Origin of the sequence: Vibrio sp. 1S139 (assembly GCF_041439475.1) — a bacterium.
GTDB classification, from domain to species: Bacteria; Pseudomonadota; Gammaproteobacteria; order Enterobacterales; family Vibrionaceae; genus Vibrio; species Vibrio crassostreae_C.
This window is the reverse complement of record NZ_JBGOOD010000019.1, coordinates 1-24,348: the sequence shown is the minus strand read 5'-3', so window position 1 is coordinate 24,348 and position 24,348 is coordinate 1. Positions and strand designations below refer to the sequence as shown.

Below are 24,348 nucleotides of genomic sequence, written 5' to 3'. Positions count from 1 at the left end.
ATTGAGACATAAAATCTAAGATAGTCTCACTACTATACGTCTCTGCGCTGAATACGCTCTCGCGGCATTTTGTCGAACGATGAAGCAGTGACTCGTATTAGTCTGATTTAAATAAAAATAGAATAAGGAAGAAGGATGGGAACTCAATTTAAGATGGATTCCTTACCAGGTTCTCTTATCGTCGTTGGTGGTGCGTACGAACCCTGGTTATCAGTGTTAGAACAAGTGGGTTGGCAGTGTACCCAGTGTGCAGATTTACGAAAAGCCGATGCCTTGATTGCTGATATTGGCCCATGTATTGGTATTGTCGATCTTAGTCATGATGAGTTCAGTCTTAACGGTATTGCTAACCTTGTGAGCAATAACAAGCAGGTGAGATGGCTCGCCTTTATCCGTGAATCTCAATTAAGCTCTGATACGATCTGCCAGTTTATCGTCAACTTCTGTATCGACTTTTTCACGGCACCAATCCCAGATGCTCAATTGCTGAGTACCATTGGTCACCAACTGGGTATGCTTAAGCTTGAGCAGAAGGTATGGCCAAACTACGGCATCAATAACAACATGGGACTGCTAGGCGATTCTGTGGCCGTGAAGCGCTTGAGAGACCAAGTAAAGCGTATTGGGCCGACTGATGTCAGTATCTTGATTTATGGCGAGAGTGGGGCTGGTAAAGAGACGATTGCACGCTCGATTCATCAAAATTCGTCGCGAGCACAGAAACCATTTTTAACGGTTAACTGTCGTGCCTTGTCTGAAATGAGAATAGAGGCCGAGGTGTTTGGCATATCAGCACAGTCAGCGACTGCGCCTTGTATGTTGGAAGAAGCCGATGGCGGAACCATCTTGCTTAATGATGTTTTAGCGATGCCACGCAATCAACAACTGAACCTGTTGCGCTTTCTACAAGAAGGTAAGATTGAAACTGCGAATGGACCTAAATCTGTCGATGTGCGTATTCTGGCCGCGAACTCCTCTGATATCGAGAAGGCGTTGATCGAGGGCGACTTCAATGAAGAGCTTTATCACTATATCAATGTTCTGCGTATTCATGTTCCAAGCTTAAAAGAACGTGTGAGCGATATTTCAGTACTGGCGAATCATTTTCTGCGTGAGTACTCGAAAGAGTTTAATGCTCAAGCGAAGAGCTTCTCAGACGATGCTATCCGTTCGATGAATCGATACCATTGGCCTGGAAATGTGCGTGAGCTGATGAATCAGATTAAGCGTGTTGTGTTGATGTCTGATGCTGTGATCATTGAGGATCACCAACTGGATTTACCAAAACAGAATGATGAACGCCGAAGCTTGAAGAGTATTCGAGAGCGCTCAGAGCGCGATGCGTTACTGATTGTATTGGAATCTTACGGTGGTCAGGTTTCATTGGCGGCTAAGGAGCTCGGTGTATCACGAGCGACGATGTACCGCTTGCTGAATAAACACAGCCTAATCTCTGAAGGTGTTGTTTAGACTCTTCTCTACATGACTTTTTTGTTTCTGAAGGGTAGTCCGTTGTTTTCTAGTTAGACCCTAAGAGAGATATGCTGTGATTTTATATAATCATAGTGAATATGTTATATGTAAATGAATATGCAACTAATATTTCAGGCGAATGCATTGTTTTAAAAATGTTAATTAATTAGCGGTTGAATAATATACTCACTTGGTTAGACTTTAACCGTTAAAGCAACGATTTAACAAAGACTTGTCTGCTTTTACTTCCCCATTTTTTTTGGATTTTTTAGTTAGCTTGGAGGCGCAAATGAAACATTTCGATTTTATACAGCATATTTGCGCGTCGTTTGATCCGTGTACTGACATGGTGACTGATATGTCACTCACATCAGCCATAGCCGATCGAAACACCCAAGATAAACCTAACTAATAGATCCGTATCCTTATTTGGCTGCGGAAAAATAGCAGCTAAGTGAGAAGCCCTCATACTATCTAACACGCTATTTTTCCTCAGTTGACTCAACAACTGGAGAGTTATTATGCGTCACTCAGTATATTTAAAATTAGCAACAGTCCTTATCCGTGCCGATCTTCGTCGTGAAGAGCGGGAATGGCAGCGAAAAGTACGTCGTAGTTCACTAGACCTACCTTGGCACAACACTCATTTGCTAAGAGATATTGGCCTTGAAGCCGATGGTCGTCCAATTGGTTTCTCTGAGCCTGAAGTTGTCACCATTGAACGTCGCGTTCGTCATCTTCGTCGTGTTCTTAGCGCGCGAATACCGACGTAATCTTTCGGGGTTGATCGCACCTTTCAACCCCCTAAATCATTGACGGTGATAGTTAGGTGTCAAAAGTGAGCGCTTTTGAACTAGAACTGGACAAAAAAGAGAAGCATTGGCTTCTCTTTTTTGTTTTTTTAATCGAGAAAAATCAACGTGCCCTAGTAAAGAAATAGAGTTCTACTAAGCTATAGAGAGCAAGGGAGGCCGGTTATGCAAAAGCATCAGTTAGACATGTGGTTACATGGAGAGCACAAAGACTCTTATCAAACACCCAAAGTGTACGTTATTGGCTGTTCTGATATTTCAGAATATCTATTGGCGGTGGAGTACAAACATAAGCTAGAACCGGTAAAGCAAGACGGCGAGCCGCTTCACTTTGGATCCTTGGATCAAGTGAAAGAGGAGTTACTCCGGCTCGGCTTTGAAAAGGCGTATCTTCGCTTACACAACGCCTATGATGAGTTTGGTAATGAGCCAAGCCAAAGCTACTGTGATATTGAACTGGCGCTCAAACCTCATTAAGAGGCGTTGGTAGCGAGATATTGATTCTAATTCCAGACTGTTTTTTAACGCACTGATAGTTTTGGCTATCGAGGCTCCATTAAACGATCTATGCGTAATGTGTTGTCAGTAATTTATGGGTGAATTGAGTTCGCAGATAGAAACCACGTGGTTTAGTTTTGATAGGTTTTCCGCTTGCACCGTAAGCTTCCGTTAACACACGACTGTTAGCAGCCTTCGGACGTAAATGCAGTGCTTCACCGTGTCTTGCTGTTATCTGTTCAACATTGCCTAAAACGATCAACTCCATCAGTTCTTCCCAATCTCGCTTCAAGAGTTCGTCTTCAGCTTGGCTAGGTGTCCAGAGTAATGGGGAGCCAACATGCCTTTCTGCCAGCGGAATCTCTCTTTCTCCCTCAACAGGGATCCACAACACTTTAGACAGTTTGTTTCGAACGTGACTGGTTTCCCAAGTTATGCCTTGCACGCCCATCAATGGAGCGACACAAACAAAGGTGGTTTCGAGTGGCTTGCCAGAGTAGCTAATCGGAATGCTTTTTAGCTCGATACCGAGCTTGGCAAAATCTTGTTCTGGCTTACTGCCTGCAGGTGCACCCAAGTGCCATTCCAATAGCTGCCCAACCCAGCCTTTATCACGCTTAAGGTCGTTTGGCATCACCATCTCAGCTTCGTCAGCGAGCTCTTTAAAGGTCATTCCGGCGATGGCATACGCGCGCTCTAACAGCTCTTGTTGTGTTTGTGGTTCTGGTTTCATAATAAAAGGCATGATCAAAAAAATGATTTTATCAGAAGTTATCACCAAATGACGACTGGTTAAGAAATGATCTCCTTGCGAGAAAAGGGATCAAACTCAGGGTTATCCACAGGACATAAAGGTAATTAATTGAAATATTAATTTAGTGGATAAATAAACAGGGGTTTATGGTGGATAAAATGCTTGCCAAATGGGGTTCAAAATGAATCTTTCACTTAGTAGTGTGGATAAACATCGGAGTGATTGATCTTTAACCATGTCAGATTTCTGAAAGATCTTTTACATTTCTAATGTTTTTTAAAACTAGAATGTTATTTTAATTTACTGATTTATATAATAATAAAATTATTTTGACTGATTTGTTGTTTTTGGTGTTGATGAATCTATGGATTAAAAAAAACGATTGCGGGTAATTCTTCACATAGTTATTCACAGAAAAGGTGAATAAATGTGGTCTATGTCTCACTATTGTGTGGGTAACTAGAATTTGAGCAAAACTTATCCATATTCCTAGTTATTATTCATAAATATAGCGCTTATCACGTCACTAAGTTTGCTCCGATTGGGGATATGTGGAAAAATCAGAGTAATTAAAAATTTAGATAGAGGTTGGCCAGTGATAGATGGCGATGGTTACCGATTAAATGTTGGTATTGTAATCTGTAACAACCATGGTCAGGTCTTCTGGGCTAAACGATACGGGCAACATTCATGGCAATTCCCTCAAGGGGGAATAGATGAAGGTGAGACTCCGGAACAGGCAATGTACCGCGAGTTGTATGAAGAGGTTGGCCTTACTAAAAAGGATGTAAAGATCGTCGCGACAAGTCGTCATTGGTTACGCTACAAGCTACCCAAACGACTGGTTCGGTGGGATTCTAAACCTGTCTGTATTGGACAAAAACAGAAGTGGTTCCTTTTGCGCTTAGATTGCGATGAATCGCATATCAATATGCAGCGTGGAAGTACACCTGAGTTTGATGGTTGGCGTTGGGTGAGTTACTGGTACCCAGTTCGACAAGTTGTTTCTTTCAAGCGAGATGTTTACCGTCGAGCGATGAAAGAGTTCGCATCTTTAGCAATGCCGTTTAAAGAGCGAAAAATAAAAGGAAAGCGCAAATTGCGTAGAGGTTAAGCATGCTCAGTCAACTAAGGGAAATAGTTGAACACGTATCAAGAGTTGAAGATGTGTCGACGGCTCTTGATATTTTGGTTAAAGAGACATGCAGTGCGATGCAGACGGAATGTTGCACCGTGTATTTGGCAAATAATGATATGCAGCGCCTTGAGTTGATGGCATCTCAAGGCCTGATCTTCAAAGGCAATAGCATTCACATTGGTTTTGACGAAGGTCTGGTTGGCCTTGTTAAAAGAAGTGCTGAACCTATCAACCTTGCACAAGCGTCTGCTCACCCTGCTTATAAGTTTTTTCCAGAGCTTGGAGAAAACGTCTATCACTCTTTTCTCGGTACTCCGATTATCCACCGCAAGCAAGTGCTCGGTGTATTGGTCATTCAACAGAAGACCCCACGTTTATTTAGTGAGATGGAAGAATCCTTCCTTGTCACGCTCTCTGCACAACTTGCCGTTATTGTGGCGCACGCCCAAACTCAAGGCCATTGGCTGTTAGAGCAACAGAAGCTACCGGCTACTAAAGGTATTGCAGCTTCATCGGGCGTGGCGATTGGTGACTTATGGTGGGACAACACTCAGCCTGAACTCACCGATGTTTATCCTGCTTCGACGCTCAATATAGAGAGAGAGCATGAGTTGTTGGCGGTAGCGGTTGAAAACGCCCTCAATGACTTTAAGCGCATGCGAAAGCGCTTAGATAGCGAAATCAATAAAGATGCGTTGGCGATCTTTGACCTGTTTACTCACTTACTCAACGATCCTATGCTGCGTAAGGATCTAAAAAGCCAAATCCAGAAAGGCGATAAAGCCGATTGGGCACTAAGACAGGTTGTAGAGAGTTATTCTAATCGCTTTGCTCGTATGTCGGACGTGTATCTTCGTGAGAGAGCACAAGACATCCGAGAGCTCGGACAAAGGCTGCTCTATTTCCTCCACAACTCTGAACATGAACTTCGCACGTTAGATAAGCCGATTATCCTAGTGGTTCGTGAGTTAACCGCTTCGGTATTAGCGTCTATTCCCAAAGAAAAGCTCTTAGCGGTGATTTCCTTGGAAGGGGCGGCGAACTCGCACGCAGCGATTTTATCTCGAGCGCTTGGCATACCTTCCGTCATGGGGGTAAACCTCAACCTAGCTCAAGCTAATGGCAAGCGAGCGATTGTTGATGGGTATAGCGGTGAGATCTTTATTGAGCCGACTAAAAGCCTGCTCAAAGAGTATCGAGGGCTGATTCTAGAAGAGAGTGAGCTCTCCTCTATGGTCAATCGCGAGCTGTACCTACCGGCAAAAACGCAAGACAACAAGCAAGTCGAGATTCTGCTTAATGCGGGTTTAAGTGCAGACACTAACATCGCTATCAACCAAGGCGTTGATGGCGTAGGGCTGTATCGAACTGAAATTTCTTTCTTGTTGCAGCAAAGATTCCCGTCAGAGGATGAACAATTCAAGCAGTATCGTTCTGTACTGGCAAGCTACCCAGAGAAACAAGTGGTGATGCGTACACTCGATATCGGTGGTGATAAGGCCTTACCGTATTTTCCTATCGAAGAGGACAATCCATTCCTTGGTTGGCGTGGTATTCGGTTTACGCTCGATCATCCTGACATCTTTATTATTCAGTTACGTGCCATGCTACGTGCGAGCTGTGAAAGCCATAACTTGAGTATTTTGCTGCCGATGATCTCTGGTGCACAGGAGTTGGATGACGCGCTACAGTTGATTGAACAAGCGTATGATGAAGTGCATGAGCTTGATAACCGAGTGCGTATGCCTCGCGTTGGTATCATGATTGAAGTGCCATCCATGCTGTACATACTGCCGCTGATTGCGCATAAGGTCGACTTTGTTTCAGTCGGTACCAACGACTTAACCCAATATTTATTAGCGGTTGATCGGAACAATTCACGAGTATCCGATGTCTATGAATCAATGCACCCTGCGGTGATCATGGTATTAAAACAAATTCATGATACTTGTAAGCAATATCAATTACCTGTTTGTATTTGTGGCGAGTTAGCCGGTGACCCGATGGGCGCGCTGCTATTGATTGGATTGGGGTATGAGACGTTAAGTATGAATACCTCGAATGTCGCAAGAACCAAATATTTGATTCGTCAATCGAACTTGGCTGAATTACAGGATTTGGCAAATAAGGCACTTTCAAAACCGTATGGTAGTGACATCTATAGTATGATGCTGAACTATTTCGAAGAGCGTGAATTTACAGGCTTCATTCGAGCAGGTAAAAAATAGGATTTAACGTGTCATATGAACTGATAGGCTTGTTAGCGGGCCTTGGTGCTATTGTTGGTGTTTTAGCAGGCTTGCTAGGCATTGGTGGTGGTTTGCTGGTTGTTCCTGCCTTACTGTTTTTGCTTCCTAAAGCGGGTATCCCCCAAGAGTTTGCGATGCAAATGGCATTGGCTACTTCGCTATCAACCATCATCGTTACGTCGGGATCGTCTGCGATTAACCATCTAAAGTTGGGTAACGTAGAGATGTTTGTCGTTAAATGGTTGATGCCAGGTGTGGTGATAGGTGGCTTCCTCGGCTCTTTCGTGGCCGATGTAATTCCAGCTCAATACTTACCAAAAGTCTTTGGTGTGATTGTTTTGGTGTTGGCGTTGCAAATGCTATTGTCGATTCGCTCCAAGAGCCAAAAATCGATGCCGGGTTCAGCTAAAACCGTGTTGTGTGGCGGCGGGATTGGTTTGGTATCAAGCTTAGCGGGCATTGGCGGTGGGTCTTTATCGGTACCTTTCCTTAACCATCACGGTGTGGAAATGCGTAAAGCCGTCGGCTCATCTTCGGTATGCGGTTGTGTTATCGCGATTTCGGGAATGCTAGGTTTCATTTGGCATGGATCTTCTGTCGATGATCTTCCTGCGTATAGCTTGGGTTATGTTTATCTACCGGCTTTGATCGCGATATCTTGTACCTCAGTTTTGACCACTCGAGTGGGTGCGAAACTGGCCACTCAATTGCCAACCCCTGTGCTGAAGAAATTCTTTGCGGTATTTTTAATGTTTATAGCAGCCACAATGCTGCTGTAGTGTCTTTTCTGTTAGTCATTGAGCTAACCGTTAATCAATTTAGATAGAGAGCCAAGTATGTCTCAGGGTTTTATCGAATTCCCAAATATCGATCCTGTTCTTATTGAACTAGGACCAATCTCAGTTCGTTGGTACGGCCTAATGTACCTTGTCGGTTTTATGTTTGCTCTTTGGTTAGCAAATCGCCGAGCTGATCAACCGGGTAGTGGTTGGACTCGAGAGCAAGTATCAGACTTACTGTTTGCTGGCTTTCTAGGTGTGGTGTTGGGTGGTCGTATTGGCTACGTACTTTTCTACAACTTTGACCTTTTCCTAGCAGACCCACTGTACCTATTTAAGGTATGGACTGGCGGTATGTCTTTCCACGGTGGCTTGCTGGGTGTTATCACCGCAATGTTCTGGTATGCGAAAAAGAATGGTCGCACCTTCTTTGGCGTGGCAGACATGATTGCACCACTCGTCCCATTTGGTTTAGGTATGGGCCGTCTAGGTAACTTCATGAACAGCGAGCTTTGGGGCCGTGTGACTGATGTGCCATGGGCGATTGTGTTCCCTAACGGTGGTCCACTTCCTCGTCACCCATCTCAACTTTACGAGATGGCGCTTGAAGGTATCGTGCTGTTCTTCATCTTGAACTGGTTTATCAAAAAGCCGCGTCCTCTTGGTTCTGTATCAGGGTTATTCCTAGCTGGATATGGTACATTCCGCTTCTTAGTAGAATACGTACGTGAACCTGATGCTCACCTAGGTTTGTTCGGTGGATTTATCTCTATGGGACAAATTTTGTCACTGCCAATGGTTATCATCGGTGTGCTGATGATGGTGTGGGCATACAAGCGTGGTCACTACAAAGACGAATTACCACAACAAACGAAGTAAGGAATTGGTGTGAAACAGTATTTAGATCTCTGTCAGCGTATCGTTGATGACGGTACTTGGATTGAAAATGAACGCACGGGCAAGCGTTGCCTAACCGTGATCAATGCTGACCTTGAATATGATGTTGGTAATAACCAATTCCCACTGGTAACAACGCGTAAGAGTTTTTGGAAAGCCGCAGTTGCTGAGCTGCTTGGCTATATCCGTGGTTACGACAATGCTGAAGATTTTCGTAAGCTAGGGACTAAAACTTGGGATGCGAATTCTAACCTGAATGAAGCATGGCTGAATAACCCTTACCGCAAGGGTGAAGATGACATGGGCCGTGTTTATGGCGTTCAAGGACGTGCATGGGCAAAACCTGACGGCGGTCATATCGACCAACTGAAGAAGATTGTTGATGATCTAACTAACGGTATTGATGACCGCGGCGAGATCTTAAACTTCTACAACCCAGGTGAGTTCCACATGGGATGTTTGCGTCCGTGTATGTACAGCCATCACTTCTCACTACTTGGTGATACTCTGTACCTAAACAGCACTCAGCGCTCTTGCGATGTACCCCTAGGCCTGAACTTCAACATGGTTCAAGTGTATGTCTTCCTAGCTATCATGGCGCAAATCACGGGTAAGAAAGCTGGCGTGGCTTACCATAAGCTAGTAAATGCTCATATTTACGAAGATCAACTTGCACCTATGCGTGATATCCAGTTAAAGCGTGAGCCGTTAGCTGGCCCAACATTCCATATCAATCCTCAGATTAAGTCTCTAGAAGATTTGGAAACATGGGTAACGATGGATGACTTCTGGGTTGAAGGTTACGAATGCCACGAAGCGATTAAGTACCCATTCTCGGTTTAATCTCACTCGCTTTGTTTGATTGAAAGGCTGCCTCTGTGCAGCCTTTTTTGTATCTAAGTTACAGTGACGAGTAATCGAGATTCGAAGAGCAGAGAAATCATATGCTGTGTGATGCTTTATGTTACTCGTATACTCTCAACGCGCATTGGCTCTTTCTCTTCGATACTCGCTTACACGCATCTCGAATCTTTTTTCGATTCATCATTCCCTAGACTGACGAAGGAAGGAGTTGGGAGTCTCTTTCGTGGTGTGTTTGTGGGATTCCCTATCACGCTCGTTCCTCGCTGTAGGGAATGACGGAAATATATAGATGCGGGTAAACGAGATGCGGGATACGAAGAGCTAGAACGGACTTCTTTGGTGAGTAATGCTTACCTTACCGATTTACTCTTATATCGTATCAGTTTCAGCTCTTGTCACAAGCTTACTCATATCTCGAATTTGATTTTAGCTATTCGTTACTCGTTTACCCGAATCCCGTATCTGCTCTTAAAAAGAAAAAGCCCGCAACCTAGGAGGTAGCGGGCTTTGCTATAAGCGATGTTTATTTTGCTATTAAGCGGTAAGAGCTAACACGCTACCAGGCAGTACAAGGAATACCGCAACAAGGTAACCAGCCACTACAGCTTTGTTCTTCACAGCCATGTCTGAAATCATGTCTGCCGCTTTAACTGGAAGTTCACGTAGGAACGGGATACCGAAGATGAATACCGTTGACATGATGTTGAACACCAAGTGTACTAGAGCAATTTGTAGTGCGAATACTGCGAACTCACCAGACACTGCTGTAGCTGCAAGTAGAGCCGTAATACATGTACCGATGTTTGCACCCAGAGTGAATGGGTAAACGTCACGTACTTTAAGAACACCTGAACCTACTAGTGGAACCATCAAGCTTGTTGTCGTAGAAGAAGACTGAACAAGGATAGTCACGATAGAGCCAGAAGCGATACCGTGGATTGGACCACGACCGATTGCGTTCTTTAGAATCTCACGAGCACGACCAACCATTAGGCTCTTCATCAGCTTACCCATTACAGTAATAGCTACGAAGATAGTTGCGATACCTAGAGCGATAAGCATGATGCCGCCAACAGTGTCGCCAAACGTTGATAGTGGTTCTTTAATCGCACTTACAACAGGCTTAGTGATTGGCTTGATGAAGTTAAGACCACCCATGCTCATATCACCTGTTGCTAGCATCGGTGATACTAACCAGTGAGAAATTTTCTCTAGAATTCCAAACGCCATCTCTAGTGGTAGGAAGATAGCAACGGCTAATAGGTTAAAGAAGTCGTGGATTGTCGCACTTGCGAATGCACGTTTGAACTCTTCTTTACAACGAACGTGACCAAGGCTAACTAGCGTATTGGTTACCGTAGTACCAATGTTAGCACCCATGATCATAGGAATTGCTAGCTCAACAGGTAAACCACCTGCCACAAGGCCAACGATAATTGAAGTAACTGTACTTGATGATTGAATAAGCGCTGTTGCTACTAAACCAATCATTAAGCCTGCAACTGGGTGTGAAGCAAATTCGAAAAGAACCTTTGCTTGCTCGCCTGTTGCCCATTTGAAGCCTGTACCAACCATTGAAACTGAAAGTAATAGTAGGTAAAGCATGAATGCCAAGTTAGCCCAGCGTAGCCAACGAGTAGTGCTCGAGATAGGCGCTGCTGCAGTAGTAGCTTGGTTCATAATGTTTTCTCCATTGGACCGTTTAAGTCTGTGTTTGGTCTGTTTGTTTAATCTGAGCGTGATGTTAGAGGGTAAATATTTCAGTAATATTACATTTTGGTTTAGGTGCGACTTTTTTGTGATGATTTACTCTTTAAATATTCCAATTGCTAATGTGGTTGTTTTAAGTTGTTGTTTTAAATTGTTTTTTAATGGAAATTCTATAGGTGATATAGATCTTAAAAGTTAGAAAAAAATTGAAAATAATCGATGAAATATTACATTATGAAATCAGACACTTCGAAAAAATAAGTGGTAAATCTATGTTTGGTTAGGTTTTTCCGAGTTTGTTGAGTGGCGGTGTCATATTTGATATAAAAGGGTATCTACTCTTTTATTACGGCACATCTATGTCGCATCTCAACTACAACCATCTGTATTACTTCTGGATGGTTTGCAAGCAAGGCTCTGTTACTAAAGCTGCAGAAGCCCTATTCCTAACACCACAAACGGTAACGGGGCAGATAAAAGCCTTAGAAGAACGCATGGATGGCAAGTTGACCAAGCGTAATGGCCGAAGTGTTGAGCCTACAGAGCTTGGGCAACTGGTCTTTAAATATGCCGATCGTATGTTTGGCCTGAGTTACGAGATGCTGGACATCGTGAATTACAGCCAGCACTCCAATATTCTGTTTGATGTTGGCGTCGCGGATGCGCTCTCTAAAAGACTCGTCAGTAAGATACTGATGTCGACCATCCCTCCAGATAACAGCATTCACTTGCGCTGTTTTGAATCGACCCATGAAATGCTACTTGAGCAACTCTCTCAACATAAGCTCGATATGATTTTGTCTGACTGTCCGGTGGACTCTAGTCAAAGCCCGGGCCTGTTCAGTAAAAAGCTGGGTGAGAGTGGAATGAGCTTTTTTAGTTCAGGTCAGGTTGAAGGGGTTAATTTCCCTGCTGTACTGGAGCAAAGAAAGCTTTTGATCCCTGGCAGCCGAACCTCAATGGGTCGTAAAGTGCTGCAATGGTTTGATAGACAAGGGATTAAGCCAGATATTTTAGGTGAGTTTGATGATGCCGCATTGATGAAGGCTTTTGCTCGTTACCATCATGACGTAATATTTTTAGCACCGACGCTTTATATGTCTGAAGTGGAAGACGACACGTCACTGCAACTATTAGGCGGTATTGAAGAGTTAAAAGAGGAGTACTACGTCATATTTGCTGAGAGGATGATCCAACATCCAGCAGTAAAAAACGTATGTGACGCAGATTTTAGCAAATTGTTCGAGTGAGATAGTTTGTCAATGAATTGATATCGATTATCATAACTCCGCAATATGCCGGAAATACTGATAGCCCGTAGTTGGCGTAAAGGTTGTAGGGAGCCAAACTATGAACTTAAAAGAGATGGAGAAGAACTCAGCACAAGCTGTGATTCTACTCAAAGCCATGGCTAACGAGCGTCGCTTACAGATTTTGTGCCTATTACATGGCACTGAACTGTCGGTTGGGGAGTTGTGTGGCAAGTTGGAACTGAGTCAGTCTGCTTTATCTCAACATCTTGCTTGGTTGAGAAGAGATGGTTTGGTCGAAACTCGCAAAGAAGCTCAAACTGTGTATTACACATTGAGTAGTGAAGAAGTAAAAGCGATGATTAACCTACTGCATGGTATTTACTGCAAGTAGCTTATTGCTGGTGGGAGGGGGATTTCTTATCAGCGATAGAATGACACAAGGAAGTGTTAGCATTTCACATTGAACGTTAGTGTTTACCTATCTATCTACGTACCAATTTGCTTCTCTATTTATTTTTCTTATTGTTTGTTTTATCTATCTGCTTAAATTGTTTATCGGTCAGAAAAACGGCTGTTAGCACGTAAAATAAAAGCGTTACTCAAAATTTAGATATAAAAAAACCGGCCTAGGCCGGTTTTTTTCGTTTTGCGTTGTAATCAAATTTCTATTAAAGAGCTTTGATTGCAGCAGCGAAACGAGACTTATGACGTGCAGCTTTATTCTTATGAATAAGGCCTTTAGTCGCCATACGGTCAAGAAGTGGTGTAACTTCTACAAGAGCAGCAGTTGCAGCTTCTTTATCACCAGCTGCGATAGCTGCGATAGTCTTTTTCATGTAAGTGCGCATCATAGAACGACGGCTAGCATTGTGCTGGCGACGTTTCTCAGCTTGGATAGCGCGCTTCTTAGCAGATTTACTGTTTGCCAAGGGTCTAACTCCCAAAAACTTAGTTCGGTGACAATTTAAGGGCGAGGACTATCCCTCATTAGCGCTTAATTGTCAAATGATTTGTGCAAAAACCAATCGTAGCCAAACAAACTTTGGTATGGAAAGGTCATCGCGGTTAAGATGGCGGGGATTCTAACAGCATTTTTAGACCAATGCTAATAAATATGCTTCTTAGGACAGGATAGTATTTATCCTCGCTTGAAAGTAATCAACCAGTGTCAGAGGTTTCTGTGAGTAAACGACTATTAAAGTCAGGCCTGATTGTCAGCGCAATGACTTTTGTTTCCCGTGTATTGGGGCTAGTACGTGATGTAGTAGTAGCAAATTTGATGGGGGCAGGAGCGAGTGCCGACGTATTTTTCTTCGCTAATAAAATTCCTAATTTCTTACGTCGACTTTTTGCAGAAGGTGCGTTTTCTCAAGCGTTTGTTCCTGTATTAACGGAATATCACGCCGCAGGTGATAAAGATAAGACACGAGATTTAATTGCTAAGGTGTCGGGGACGCTCGGGGTTTTAGTTTCTATTGTCACCGTCATCGGGGTATTGGGCTCTGGCGTGATCACCGCGATGTTTGGTGCGGGTTGGTTTATCGACTGGCTAAATGATGGCCCATCAGCACCCAAATTTGAGCTAGCGAGCTTTATGCTCAAGATTACCTTTCCTTATTTATGGTTTATCACCTTCGTCGCTTTATCTGGTGCCATTCTTAATACATTAGGTAAATTTGCGGTCTCTTCTTTTACTCCTGTGTTCTTGAACGTGATGATCATAGGCGCTGCATGGTTTATCTCACCTAATTTAGAACAACCAGAAATTGGTTTGGCTATTGGTGTGTTTCTTGGTGGCTTAGTCCAATTCCTTTTCCAAATGCCTTTCTTGATCAAAGCGGGTGTGTTGGTTAAGCCGAAGTGGGGATGGAGAGACCCGGGTGTGGTTAAGATCCGCACATTAATGATCCCTGCTCTGTTCGGTGTATCGGTCAGCCAAATCAACTTATTGTTTGATACCTTTATTGCCAGCTTCCTCGCAACAGGCTCTATCAGTTGGTTGTACTACTCAGACCGACTGCTTGAATTTCCTCTCGGTTTATTCGGTATCGCGATTGCGACTGTGATTCTTCCTGCTTTGTCTCGTAAACACGTAGATGCTCAAGGGGAAGGGTTCGCGCATACCATGGATTGGGGCGTGCGCATGGTGTTGCTGCTTGGTATTCCTGCGATGTTAGGTCTTATCGTTTTAGCTAAACCCATGTTGATGGTGCTATTTATGCGTGGTGAGTTCTCTCCACACGATGTACAGCAAGCATCGATGTCATTGGTAGCTTACGCATCAGGCTTGCTTAATTTCATGCTGATTAAAGTTTTAGCTCCGGGCTATTACTCTCGCCAAGATACCAAAACACCGGTTAAGTACGGCATTATCGCTATGGTGACCAATATGGTGTTTAACGCGATCTTTGCTTATTTTTATGGCTATGTGGGTTTGGCGATTGCGACGGCACTGTCTGCCTTTGTGAATATGGCCTTGTTATATCGAGGATTGCACCTTGCGGGTGTGTATCAATTAACTAAGACAACCTTGTTGTTCAGTGCCAAATTAATTATCTCAGGTGTGGTGATGGTAGCGGCTATTTTATGGCAGCTGGATAATATGCAACATTGGCTTGAATGGAGCTTTAGCCAGAGAGCGCTGACATTAACTGGCTTGATTGGACTTGGTGGCTTTGTTTATATTGTTTCGGTACTGATTTTAGGTATCCGAGTAAAACATTTAAAAGCAGCGACAGATTAATACTGATTAGTATATAATCCGTCGGTTTCACACAATAAATGATGCAAATAACAGGTTTTAGCTGATCATAATGGAACTGATCCGAGGTATACACAATATTAAAGCGCAGCATCATGGCTGTGTATTAACCATAGGTAACTTCGATGGTGTTCATTTAGGACATCAAGAGGTTTTGAGTCAGGTTTCTAAACAAGCTGCAGCATTAGGGCTACCTTCTGTTGTTATGACGTTTGAACCGCAGCCTATGGAGCTGTTTGCCCGAGATAGAGCGCCAGCACGTTTAACTCGTTTACGAGACAAATACGTGCAACTGAGTAAGCTAGATATCAGTCGCTTATTGTGTGTTAATTTTAATCAGTATTTTGCAAGTTTATCCGCGGAAGCATTCATTAAGGATCTTTTGGTTGATAAGCTTGGTGTGAAGTTCTTGGTGGTTGGTGACGATTTTTGCTTTGGTAAAGGTCGTACCGGTAATTTCGCTATGCTCAAAGAGGCGGGCGAGAAGTACGGTTTTGAGGTGGTCAGCACCCAAAGCTATTGCTTAAACCAATTACGAGTAAGCAGTACTGAGATACGAAATGCATTAGCGGTCGATGACTTGGCTGCAAGTGCTACCATGTTAGGACGTGATTACAGTATTAGTGGTCGAGTGTCCCATGGTCGAAAACTAGGGAGAACTATCGGTTTCCCTACCGCTAATATTCCATTAAAGCGTTGTGTTTCTCCTGTATCGGGAGTGTATGTTGTTGAAGCTTTGGATATCGACGGTGTTCCTGTCGGTGGCGTTGCTAATATTGGACAACGACCAACAGTTAATGGGGTAAGGCAGCAATTGGAAGTGCATTTTTTTGACTTTAAAGCCAATTTATATGGTAAACAGTTAGAAGTACGACTTTTGCACAAACTGCGCGACGAGATAAAATTTGAATCGTTCGACGCACTAAAGAATCAAATAGAATTGGATGCTGAAGCCGCAAGGGTGTGGCTGCTTCAGCTAAAGAATTAATCGGATGATTCCACCGATTAACATAATGTCTAACTTCGCCCAATATAACGGAATTAAGAATCGATGAGTGATTATAAAGATACCCTGAACTTACCAGAAACAGGGTTCCCAATGCGCGGCAATCTGGCAAATTGTGAGCCAGAAATGCTGAAGCGTTGGTACAAAGAAGATCTTTACGGCGAAATCCGTAAGGCAAAGAAAGGTAAAAAATCTTTCGTACTGCATGATGGCCCTCCATACGCGAACGGCGATATTCACATTGGCCACGCGCTGAATAAGATTCTTAAAGACATTATTATCAAATCTAAGACCCTTTCTGGTTTTGATGCACCGTACATCCCTGGTTGGGACTGTCACGGTCTTCCAATCGAGCTAATGGTTGAGAAGAAGAAAGGTAAGCCTGGTCAGAAGATTTCGGCGGCTGAATTCCGCGAAGAGTGTCGAAAGTACGCTGCGGGTCAAGTTGAAGGTCAGAAAGAGAGCTTCAAACGTCTTGGCATCATGGGCGAGTGGGACAAACCTTATCGCACTATGGATTTTGGCACAGAAGCGAACATCATTCGTTCTCTTGGCAAAATTGCAGACAAAGGTCACCTTCTTAAAGGTTTCAAACCCGTTCACTGGTGTACTGATTGTGGTTCTGCTCTGGCTGAAGCTGAAGTTGAATACAAAGATAAAGTTTCTCCATCTATCGATGTGAAATTTACAGCAGCTGACGAAGCGGCGCTTCTAGAGAAATTTACTCTAGCTGAAGGTCATGCGGGTCAAGGCGAAATTTCTATCGTTATCTGGACAACAACACCATGGACTCTGCCTGCTAACCGCGCAGTATGTCTACGTGATGATCTTGAATACGTGCTTATCCAAGTTGAAGCGAATGGCGACCAGCCTGCTCAACGTATCGTTGTTGCTTCTGAACTAGCAAAAGACGTAATGGATCGTGCAGGTATCGAGCACTTCCACAACCTTGGTTTTGCTACAGGTGCTGATCTTGAGCTTTCTCAGTTCAACCACCCGTTCTACGACTTTACTGTTCCTGCAGTTCTTGGCGATCACGTAACAACAGATTCAGGTACTGGTGTGGTTCACACTGCGCCTGGTCACGGTCAAGAAGATTTCGTGGTTGGTAAAAAGTACAACCTAGAAATCGCTAACCCAGTTGGTTCTAACGGCGTTTACCTGCCAGATACAGAGCTATTTGCTGGTCAGCACGTATTCAAAGCGAACGACTCTGTTTTAGAAGTTCTAAAAGAGAAAGGTGCACTTCTGCATCACCACGCTTACGAGCACAGCTACCCACACTGTTGGAGACACAAAACTCCAATCATCTTCCGCGCAACACCACAATGGTTCATCTCTATGGATCAAGCTGGCCTACGTGCTAAAGCACTAGAGTCAATCAAGAGTGTTGAGTGGTTGCCTGAATGGGGTCAAAGCCGTATCGAAGGCATGGTTGAAGGTCGTCCTGAGTGGTGTATCTCTCGTCAACGTACTTGGGGTGTGCCAATTGCTTTGTTTGTTCATAAAGAAACAGCAGAACTTCACCCAGAAAGCCCAGCGCTTATTGAAAAAGTTGCGAAGCTAGTTGAAGAGAAAGGCATTCAAGCTTGGTGGGATGTAGACGCTGCTGAACTTATGGGCGCAGAAGACGCTGATAAGTACGAAAAAGTAATGGATACGTTAGACGTATGGTTCGACTCAGGTGTTACGCACTTCTCTGTTGTTGATTCTCGTGAAGAGTACAACTTCCCGAACGAAGAGCGCACTCACAGTGCTGATCTTTACCTTGAAGGTTCAGACCAACACCGTGGTTGGTTCCAGTCTTCTCTAATTTCATCTATCGCGATGAAAGACGAAGCACCGTACAAGCAAGTACTAACGCACGGTTTCGTAGTGGATGGTAACGGCCGTAAGATGTCTAAATCTATCGGTAACGTTGTTGCTCCTAAAGACGTAACCAACAAGCTAGGTGCAGATATCCTGCGTCTATGGGTTGCTTCTACAGACTACACGGGTGAAGTTGCGGTTTCTGATGAAATCCTGAAGCGTTCAGCGGATGCTTACCGTCGTATTCGTAACACGGCTCGTTTCTTCCTAGCGAACTTGAACGGTTTCAACCCTGAAACTGACCTAGTTCCTGCTGAAGAGATGGTTGCACTTGATCGCTGGGCTGTTGGCCGTGCTCAAGCTGCACAAGAAGAGATTGTTAAAGCATACGGCGAGTACAACACTCACGGTGTGACTCAACGTCTAATGCAGTTCTGTTCTATCGAAATGGGTTCTTTCTACCTAGACGTAATCAAAGACCGTCAGTACACAGCGAAGCAGGGCAGCCATGCTCAACGTAGCTGTCAAACGGCGCTTTACTACATCGTAGAAGCTCTAGTTCGTTGGATGGCACCTATCATGTCGTTCACTGCAGATGAAATTTGGAACGAAATGCCAAGCTCTTTACCAACTGGAGAGCAGCGCGACACGTTCGTATTCACAGGTGAGTGGTTCGAAGGTCTATTTGGTCTTGCAGAAGGCGAAGAGCTAAGCAACGAATTCTGGACTGAAATCCAGTCTGTTCGTGGCGCAGTGAACAAGCTTCTTGAAGATGCTCGTAAAGAGAAAACGATCGGTGGTGCACTGCAAGCTGAAGTTACTCTATACGCTGACGATGCACTAGCGGCTAAAATCAACAAGCTAGAAGATGAGCTACGTTTCGTACTTATCACCTCTGCAGCTGTTGTTAAGCCACTGAGCGAGAAGTCTGATGCAGCACAAGCGACAGACGTTGCTGGTCTATTCGTTGAAGTTGCGGCTACTGAAGCTGAGAAGTGTGACCGTTGCTGGCACCACACTCCAGATGTAGGCACTATCGAAGGTCACGAGAAAGTTTGTGGTCGTTGTGTGTCGAACATCGACGGTGAAGGCGAAGTGCGTAAGTTCGCATAACGACTCAGAGAAAGACTGAACTTTTTGTAAAAATCATAGCCCCAGTATCAACTGGGGTTATTTTTAGTTATAGGAAATGTGTTTAACCAAGTTGGTAATCAAGGTCACGTAAGGTGACTAACAATGAATACCAACTTCGTAAATACTAGGAATAGAAATGAGTGAAGTTTCGTTAAAACAATCTGGTGTACGTTGGTTATGGCTGGCTCTATTGGTCTTCTTGGCTGATATCGGCATTAAACTCTTTGTCATGGACAATATGGGTTATGGTTGGGCAAACCGTATTGAGGTGCTGCCATTCTTTAACTTTTTGTACGTGCATAACTACGGTGCAGCGTTTAGCTTCTTGAGTGATCAAAGTGGTTGGCAGCGTTGGTTATTTACGGGTATCGCATTTGCGGTAACAGGTATGCTGACGTACTGGATGAGCAAACTACCAGCAACAGAGAAGTGGAATAACATTGCTTATGCGATCATCATTGGTGGTGCAGTAGGTAATGTGTTTGACCGAGTCGTACATGGCTTTGTTGTCGATTACTTAGACTTCTACTGGGGCACTTACCACTGGCCTGCATTTAACTTAGCGGATATGGGAATCTGTATCGGTGCTGCGATGATCATCTTAGATGGTTTCCGTAAGAAAGACGAAAGCAAATAGCTTGCTTCAAAGTCAGTCTATGACTCACAGAATAGAATAGCCCTAAGCGCTGTCGGTTGATTCCGACGGCGCTTTTTTTTATGCTTCAGTCAACAAGGAAGCAAAGCACAGCGCATCCTCAAATAATAAAGAAGTCTAAGGAAAGTAACGTGGCAGCAATTAAAAATGATTCAGCAGTAACTCTACATTTTACGATTAAAATGAAGGATGGTTCAGTTGCCGATAGTACGGAGAACATGGGCAAACCAGCGAAGTTCGTCATGGGTGATGGCAGCCTAAGTGAGAACTTTGAAGTGTGCTTACTTGGACTTGAAGCCGGCACTGAAAAGTCTATCGAACTGAAGGCGGAAGACGCGTTTGGTATGCCAAACCCAGATCATATTCACTATATGGATCGTGCTAAGTTTGTTGGCGACTCTGAAGTTGAAGTGGGCACTATCATGGCATTTTCAGGTCCTGACGGTATGGAAATTCCAGGTATTATTACTGAGATCGCAGGTGATTCAGTGACGGTTGATTTTAATCACCCACTCGCTGGTCAAGACGTTAGCTTTGACGTCAATATCTTAACGGTAGAATAACTCTCTTAACGTTAGAATAGCTGTCTTCACGCTAGAATAAGATAGCCTTACAGCTGTGATCTCACCCAGAGCTTCACTGTCTAGACGCTTCACTGTAGAATGCGAACCTCGCTGACGGCGAACTCTATAGAAGCAACCTTAGTACCGCGGTAAATGATGAGCAATGAAATGAAAATAATGTTAGCTAACCCTCGTGGCTTTTGTGCCGGTGTCGATCGTGCGATCAGCATCGTAGAGCGTGCACTCGAAATGTATCAGCCACCGATCTATGTTCGCCATGAAGTGGTACACAACCGCTTTGTTGTTGAGGGGCTCAAGCAGCGTGGTGCTATTTTTGTCGAAGAACTGAGTGAGGTGCCAGACGACAACATCGTGATCTTTTCGGCTCACGGTGTTTCTCAAGCGGTTCGTAAAGAAGCGAAAGAGCGTGAGTTAACGGTATTTGATGCGACGTGTCCTTTGGTGACTAAAGTTCATATGGAGGTTGCTCGTGCGAGCCGCAAACATATGGAAGTGGTACTGATTGGCCACGCAGGTCACCCTGAAGTGGAAGGCACTATGGGTCAGTACGCGAGCCAAACTGGTGGTATGTACTTGGTTGAAAGACCAGAGGACGTACAGAACCTCGTGGTGAATGATCCAAGTAACCTGCACTATGTTAGCCAAACTACGCTATCAGTAGATGAAACTGCAGATGTGATTGAAGAGCTACGTCGAGTGTTCCCTGAGATTCAAGGCCCACGTAAAGACGACATCTGTTACGCGACTCAAAACCGTCAAGACGCTGTGCGTGAGATGGCGAATGACGTTGATGTGGTGATAGTGGTTGGTTCTAAGAACTCATCGAATTCAACTCGTCTAAAAGAGCTAGCTGAGAAACTAGGCACACCAGGCTACCTAACTGACTGTCCTGAAGACATTCAAACCGAGTGGGTTGAAGGGAAAAAGAAAATCGGTGTAACAGCCGGTGCTTCTGCTCCTGAAGAGCTGGTAAACCAAATTCTAGATCGTATTCGTGAGCTAGGTGCGACTGACGTTGAAGAGATTCAAGGTCGTGAAGAGAACATGTTCTTTGAAGTACCAAAAGAGCTACAGATTAAGCAAGTCGACTAATCTCTATTGATTGGTGACAAGATCGATGCGTAACACTATCGATTTGCAAACACTATTGATTTGTAAACAGCAGGAAGCCAACGTTGATACGTTGGCTTTTTTGATCGTGCTTTGGAACAAGGCGTCTAATTCTAACGCGTTACTGGAGACCGAGTTGCTCTTTTAAAGTCTTTAAATAACGACGACTCACCGGGACTTCAAAGCCAGTCAGGGTAATGATCTCTGCTAATCCATTTTCTAGCAGTTTGATCTCTTGGATCGATTTTATGTTGATCAAATACTGTCGATGACAGCGGATCAAATCGGTCTTTTCTTCCAAGATCTTTAGTGTTAACTGTGAGGTTGCGGTTTGCGATGAGCTACGAACATGCACACCACTGATATCGGAATAGGCGCACTCTACCGTTTGGCTTGCCATGATCACAATGCGGTTATGACCAATACATGGGATTTGCTCTAAGTGACAGGGAGCAATCGCTGAGATGTTCTGTTCTGGTGCTTTCTGATTTTGTTTGATGACCTTATTCAGGCGACAAACGCTCTTGTTTAATCGACAAGGCTCGACTGGCTTAAGTAGGTAATCAAAAGCGTTATCTTCAAAGGCTTGAATCGCATATTGGTCGTAGGCGGTGACGAATACCACGTAGGGCATGGTATCTGGGTCAAGCATGCTTAACAGCTCAATCCCAGTAACCTGCGGCATTTGGATATCCAAATACACGACATCAGGCTTGAGTAGGTTGATCTGTTTCAGTCCTTCGATCGCGTTACTCGCTTGGCCTATGATTTCCACTTCTCCGGTTTCGGTCAGCAGCTCAATCAGCTCTTCGCGAGCAAAAAGCTCATCATCGATAACTAGTGCCTTTAACATCCTACAATCTTCATCTTGGTTCTATCCCTGCTTGGTTCACGCTTATCTTTTAAATGTCTGCTTCTAAATGTTTCAACTCGGAGCGATCCGTCTCCGAAAATACCATTATTTGAGTATAGGTATGATAAAGCTCATTCGAGTAAATTGCTGTGGTTGAGATTCTATTTTTAGTGCTGAATCTTGTCCAAAGAAATTAGTGAGTCGTTTATCAACAATTTCCATCCCTAATCCTACATGATCTTGAGATGGCTTCTGATAATTACCTGCATTGTCTTCAACGGTTAACTTGAACCCACCCTCGAAAGCCTCGCTAGAGATCTTTACTTTACCGCCTTCCAACATATTAGATATCCCATGTTTGATGGCGTTTTCTACCAGCGGTTGCAGGGTAAAGCTCGGCAATTGAGATTCATATAACTGCGGGTCGATATCCCATTCCACTTCTAGTCGATCGGTAAAGCGTGCTTTCTCTATGGTCAGGTAAGCGTTGACGTGTGCCAGTTCGTCTTTGAGCTTCACGGTGTTGATGTTCTGCTTTAGGTTGCTTCTAAAGAAGTGAGACAGGTGTTGAATCAACTCTCGAGCTTTATCTGGGTCACGACGTGTTACTGCGCTGATAGTATTAAGCGCATTGAACAAGAAGTGCGGGTTCACTTGAGCGTGCAGCAGTTTGATTTCTGCTTGTGTCAGTAGCGTTTGCTGCTGCTGGTAGTTGCTAAATAGGATCTGGCTCGATAATAGTTGAGCGATACCTTCACCCATCGACATATTGATAGTTGAGAATAGTTTCAGCTTTGGCTCATAGAGCTTGATGGTGCCGACCACTTCGTTACCCGCGCGCAATGGAATAATCAACGCAGAACCCAATTTACAATCCTGCGACAAGGAGCATTGGTATGGGTTCTCTTTGCCATCAAGGTAGATGATGTCGTTCTGTTCCATCGAAGTGAGCGTGCTTTGCGATGAAATCGGGGTGTTCGGAATATGGTGTTCATCACCAATACCAACGAACGCGAGGATTTTCTCTCGGTCGGTGATCGCTACCGCCCCTACGTTGGTCTCTTCATAAACGATACGTACGATTTTTTGTGCGTTATCGGAATTGAACCCACCATGCAAAATACCCACTGAACGCTCGGCGATGGTTAATGCGCGGCGTGAGAAAGTTGCCGAATACTTCTCGAAGATGGTTTTCCGATCTTGGATGATGCTCATGAACAGCGCCGCACCGACCGAGTTAGCAATGATCATTGGCGCGGCAATATCAGAAACCAGAGCATAGGACTGCTCGAATGGTTTCGCGACCGCTAACAGAATTAGCATCTGAATAATCTCTGCAAACAGGGTTACCGAGAAAACCACCAATGGATTAAACAGCTGGCTGGCTTTGTTCTTTCTCACTAGGTAAACGTGTAATAGGCCGCCAATCAAGCCTTCTGCTGTGGTTGAAATCGCGCAAGCTAGATCGGTGAATCCACCCAAAGAGTAACGATGGATACCGCCAGTAAAACCGACGGCAAAGCCAACGACAGGGCCGCCAAATAGACCACCCATTACCGCACCCATCGCACGAGTGTTGGCGATGGCGTCATTAATCTGCAGTCCAAAATAGGTGCCCATAATACAGAATAGGGAAAACAGAACGTAGCAGCTTATTTTATGACTTAAGCGTGAAGAGATGCTCAACAAAGGGAGAATCAATGGAGTTTTACTTAGCATGTAAGCAATCACTAAGTAGACACAGGTTTGTTGCAGCAGAGAGAGAATGAGTTCCATATTTTCACCTATTGAGACGCTGGTTAAGTGTAAAGCTCATTGCGTAGTAACGGTAGCTTTGCTTGTGTTTTCATTGGTTATATCGAGTTGCGATTGCTTGTCAGGCGGAGATACCAATATTGATGTACTAATGTTGATGTACCAATACTGAGATACAGTAAAGCCCATCACAGAGGACTAATGCCGATCGTTTAAGAAGACTTGAACGATCCTGCAGTTAGCAGATAATCCCC

General features: G+C 44.2%; 21 protein-coding genes. 16 read left to right on the top strand and 5 right to left on the bottom strand.

Going from position 1 to position 24,348, the window contains the following annotated elements; translation table 11 throughout:
• Positions 1–135 precede the first annotated feature (135 nt).
• The 3 genes from vpsR (at position 136) to ACED46_RS08750 (ending at position 2,762) form a co-directional block, all read left to right on the top strand.
• A complete protein-coding gene (gene vpsR, locus ACED46_RS08760; RefSeq protein ID WP_017062873.1) occupies positions 136–1,470 on the top strand; it encodes a cyclic-di-GMP-binding transcriptional regulator VpsR in 1,335 nt (444 codons plus the stop codon).
• Between the two features lie 524 nt (positions 1,471–1,994).
• Positions 1,995–2,246, top strand: a complete 252-nt coding sequence (locus tag ACED46_RS08755) for a hypothetical protein (RefSeq protein ID WP_008224444.1) — start codon at positions 1,995–1,997, stop codon at positions 2,244–2,246.
• Between the two features lie 204 nt (positions 2,247–2,450).
• Positions 2,451–2,762 (top strand): DUF6482 family protein, encoded by a 312-nt coding sequence (locus tag ACED46_RS08750; RefSeq protein ID WP_004735016.1) that lies wholly within the window; start codon positions 2,451–2,453, stop codon positions 2,760–2,762.
• An 88-nt stretch (positions 2,763–2,850) separates the two neighbouring features.
• On the opposite strand, the gene mutH is transcribed toward ACED46_RS08750, so the two are convergent.
• Positions 2,851–3,516, bottom strand: coding sequence for a DNA mismatch repair endonuclease MutH (gene mutH, locus ACED46_RS08745; protein WP_032546406.1), 666 nt, complete (start codon positions 3,514–3,516; stop codon positions 2,851–2,853).
• A 616-nt stretch (positions 3,517–4,132) separates the two neighbouring features.
• Between mutH and rppH the strand changes: the two genes are divergently transcribed.
• From rppH to ACED46_RS08720, 5 genes are read left to right on the top strand one after another with little or no spacing between them, the layout of a single operon-like run.
• On the top strand, positions 4,133–4,651 hold the full coding sequence (rppH, locus tag ACED46_RS08740) for an RNA pyrophosphohydrolase (protein WP_017059335.1): 519 nt from the start codon (positions 4,133–4,135) through the stop codon (positions 4,649–4,651).
• Between the two features lie 2 nt (positions 4,652–4,653).
• Positions 4,654–6,903, top strand: coding sequence for a phosphoenolpyruvate--protein phosphotransferase (ptsP, locus tag ACED46_RS08735; protein ID WP_371721273.1), 2,250 nt, complete (start codon positions 4,654–4,656; stop codon positions 6,901–6,903).
• 8 nt (positions 6,904–6,911) lie between these two features.
• Entirely contained in the window at positions 6,912–7,703 is a 792-nt protein-coding gene (locus tag ACED46_RS08730) for a sulfite exporter TauE/SafE family protein (RefSeq protein ID WP_017059337.1), read from the top strand.
• Between the two features lie 57 nt (positions 7,704–7,760).
• Complete coding sequence (gene lgt / locus ACED46_RS08725) at positions 7,761–8,582, top strand: prolipoprotein diacylglyceryl transferase (RefSeq protein WP_017059338.1); 822 nt, start codon at positions 7,761–7,763, stop codon at positions 8,580–8,582.
• Between the two features lie 9 nt (positions 8,583–8,591).
• Positions 8,592–9,443 (top strand): thymidylate synthase, encoded by an 852-nt coding sequence (locus ACED46_RS08720; RefSeq protein WP_017059339.1) that lies wholly within the window; start codon positions 8,592–8,594, stop codon positions 9,441–9,443.
• 555 nt (positions 9,444–9,998) lie between these two features.
• Here the strand turns inward: ACED46_RS08720 and ACED46_RS08715 are convergent.
• Positions 9,999–11,144, bottom strand: coding sequence for a Na/Pi symporter (locus ACED46_RS08715; protein ID WP_017059340.1), 1,146 nt, complete (start codon positions 11,142–11,144; stop codon positions 9,999–10,001).
• A 389-nt stretch (positions 11,145–11,533) separates the two neighbouring features.
• Between ACED46_RS08715 and nhaR the strand changes: the two genes are divergently transcribed.
• Complete coding sequence (gene nhaR, locus ACED46_RS08710) at positions 11,534–12,424, top strand: transcriptional activator NhaR (RefSeq protein WP_371721272.1); 891 nt, start codon at positions 11,534–11,536, stop codon at positions 12,422–12,424.
• A gap of 100 nt (positions 12,425–12,524) precedes the next feature.
• On the top strand, positions 12,525–12,818 hold the full coding sequence (locus tag ACED46_RS08705; protein ID WP_004735028.1) for a metalloregulator ArsR/SmtB family transcription factor: 294 nt from the start codon (positions 12,525–12,527) through the stop codon (positions 12,816–12,818).
• A gap of 277 nt (positions 12,819–13,095) precedes the next feature.
• Here the strand turns inward: ACED46_RS08705 and rpsT are convergent, their stop codons facing one another.
• On the bottom strand, positions 13,096–13,356 hold the full coding sequence (gene rpsT, locus ACED46_RS08700; protein ID WP_004739529.1) for a 30S ribosomal protein S20: 261 nt from the start codon (positions 13,354–13,356) through the stop codon (positions 13,096–13,098).
• A 251-nt stretch (positions 13,357–13,607) separates the two neighbouring features.
• On the opposite strand from rpsT, the gene murJ reads away from it, so the two are divergent.
• The 6 genes from murJ (at position 13,608) to ispH (ending at position 21,468) form a co-directional block, all read left to right on the top strand.
• Entirely contained in the window at positions 13,608–15,170 is a 1,563-nt protein-coding gene (gene murJ, locus ACED46_RS08695) for a murein biosynthesis integral membrane protein MurJ (RefSeq protein ID WP_032545655.1), read from the top strand.
• 70 nt (positions 15,171–15,240) lie between these two features.
• Positions 15,241–16,176, top strand: a complete 936-nt coding sequence (gene ribF, locus ACED46_RS08690; RefSeq protein ID WP_017062867.1) for a bifunctional riboflavin kinase/FAD synthetase — start codon at positions 15,241–15,243, stop codon at positions 16,174–16,176.
• 63 nt (positions 16,177–16,239) lie between these two features.
• Positions 16,240–19,116 carry an isoleucine--tRNA ligase gene (gene ileS / locus ACED46_RS08685; RefSeq protein WP_371721270.1) on the top strand — a complete coding sequence of 959 codons (2,877 nt, stop codon included), beginning with the start codon at positions 16,240–16,242 and terminating at the stop codon, positions 19,114–19,116.
• Between the two features lie 157 nt (positions 19,117–19,273).
• Positions 19,274–19,774: a signal peptidase II gene (gene lspA / locus ACED46_RS08680; RefSeq protein WP_004739521.1), complete on the top strand. Its 501-nt coding sequence runs from the start codon at positions 19,274–19,276 to the stop codon at positions 19,772–19,774.
• 149 nt (positions 19,775–19,923) lie between these two features.
• Positions 19,924–20,355, top strand: a complete 432-nt coding sequence (gene fkpB / locus ACED46_RS08675; RefSeq protein WP_371721269.1) for an FKBP-type peptidyl-prolyl cis-trans isomerase — start codon at positions 19,924–19,926, stop codon at positions 20,353–20,355.
• A gap of 156 nt (positions 20,356–20,511) precedes the next feature.
• Complete coding sequence (gene ispH, locus ACED46_RS08670; RefSeq protein ID WP_029235087.1) at positions 20,512–21,468, top strand: 4-hydroxy-3-methylbut-2-enyl diphosphate reductase; 957 nt, start codon at positions 20,512–20,514, stop codon at positions 21,466–21,468.
• 139 nt (positions 21,469–21,607) lie between these two features.
• On the opposite strand, the gene btsR is transcribed toward ispH, so the two are convergent.
• Positions 21,608–22,339, bottom strand: a complete 732-nt coding sequence (gene btsR, locus ACED46_RS08665; RefSeq protein WP_017070063.1) for a two-component system response regulator BtsR — start codon at positions 22,337–22,339, stop codon at positions 21,608–21,610.
• Between the two features lie 105 nt (positions 22,340–22,444).
• Positions 22,445–24,115, bottom strand: coding sequence for a sensor histidine kinase (locus ACED46_RS08660; protein WP_017080271.1), 1,671 nt, complete (start codon positions 24,113–24,115; stop codon positions 22,445–22,447).
• Positions 24,116–24,348 lie beyond the last annotated feature (233 nt).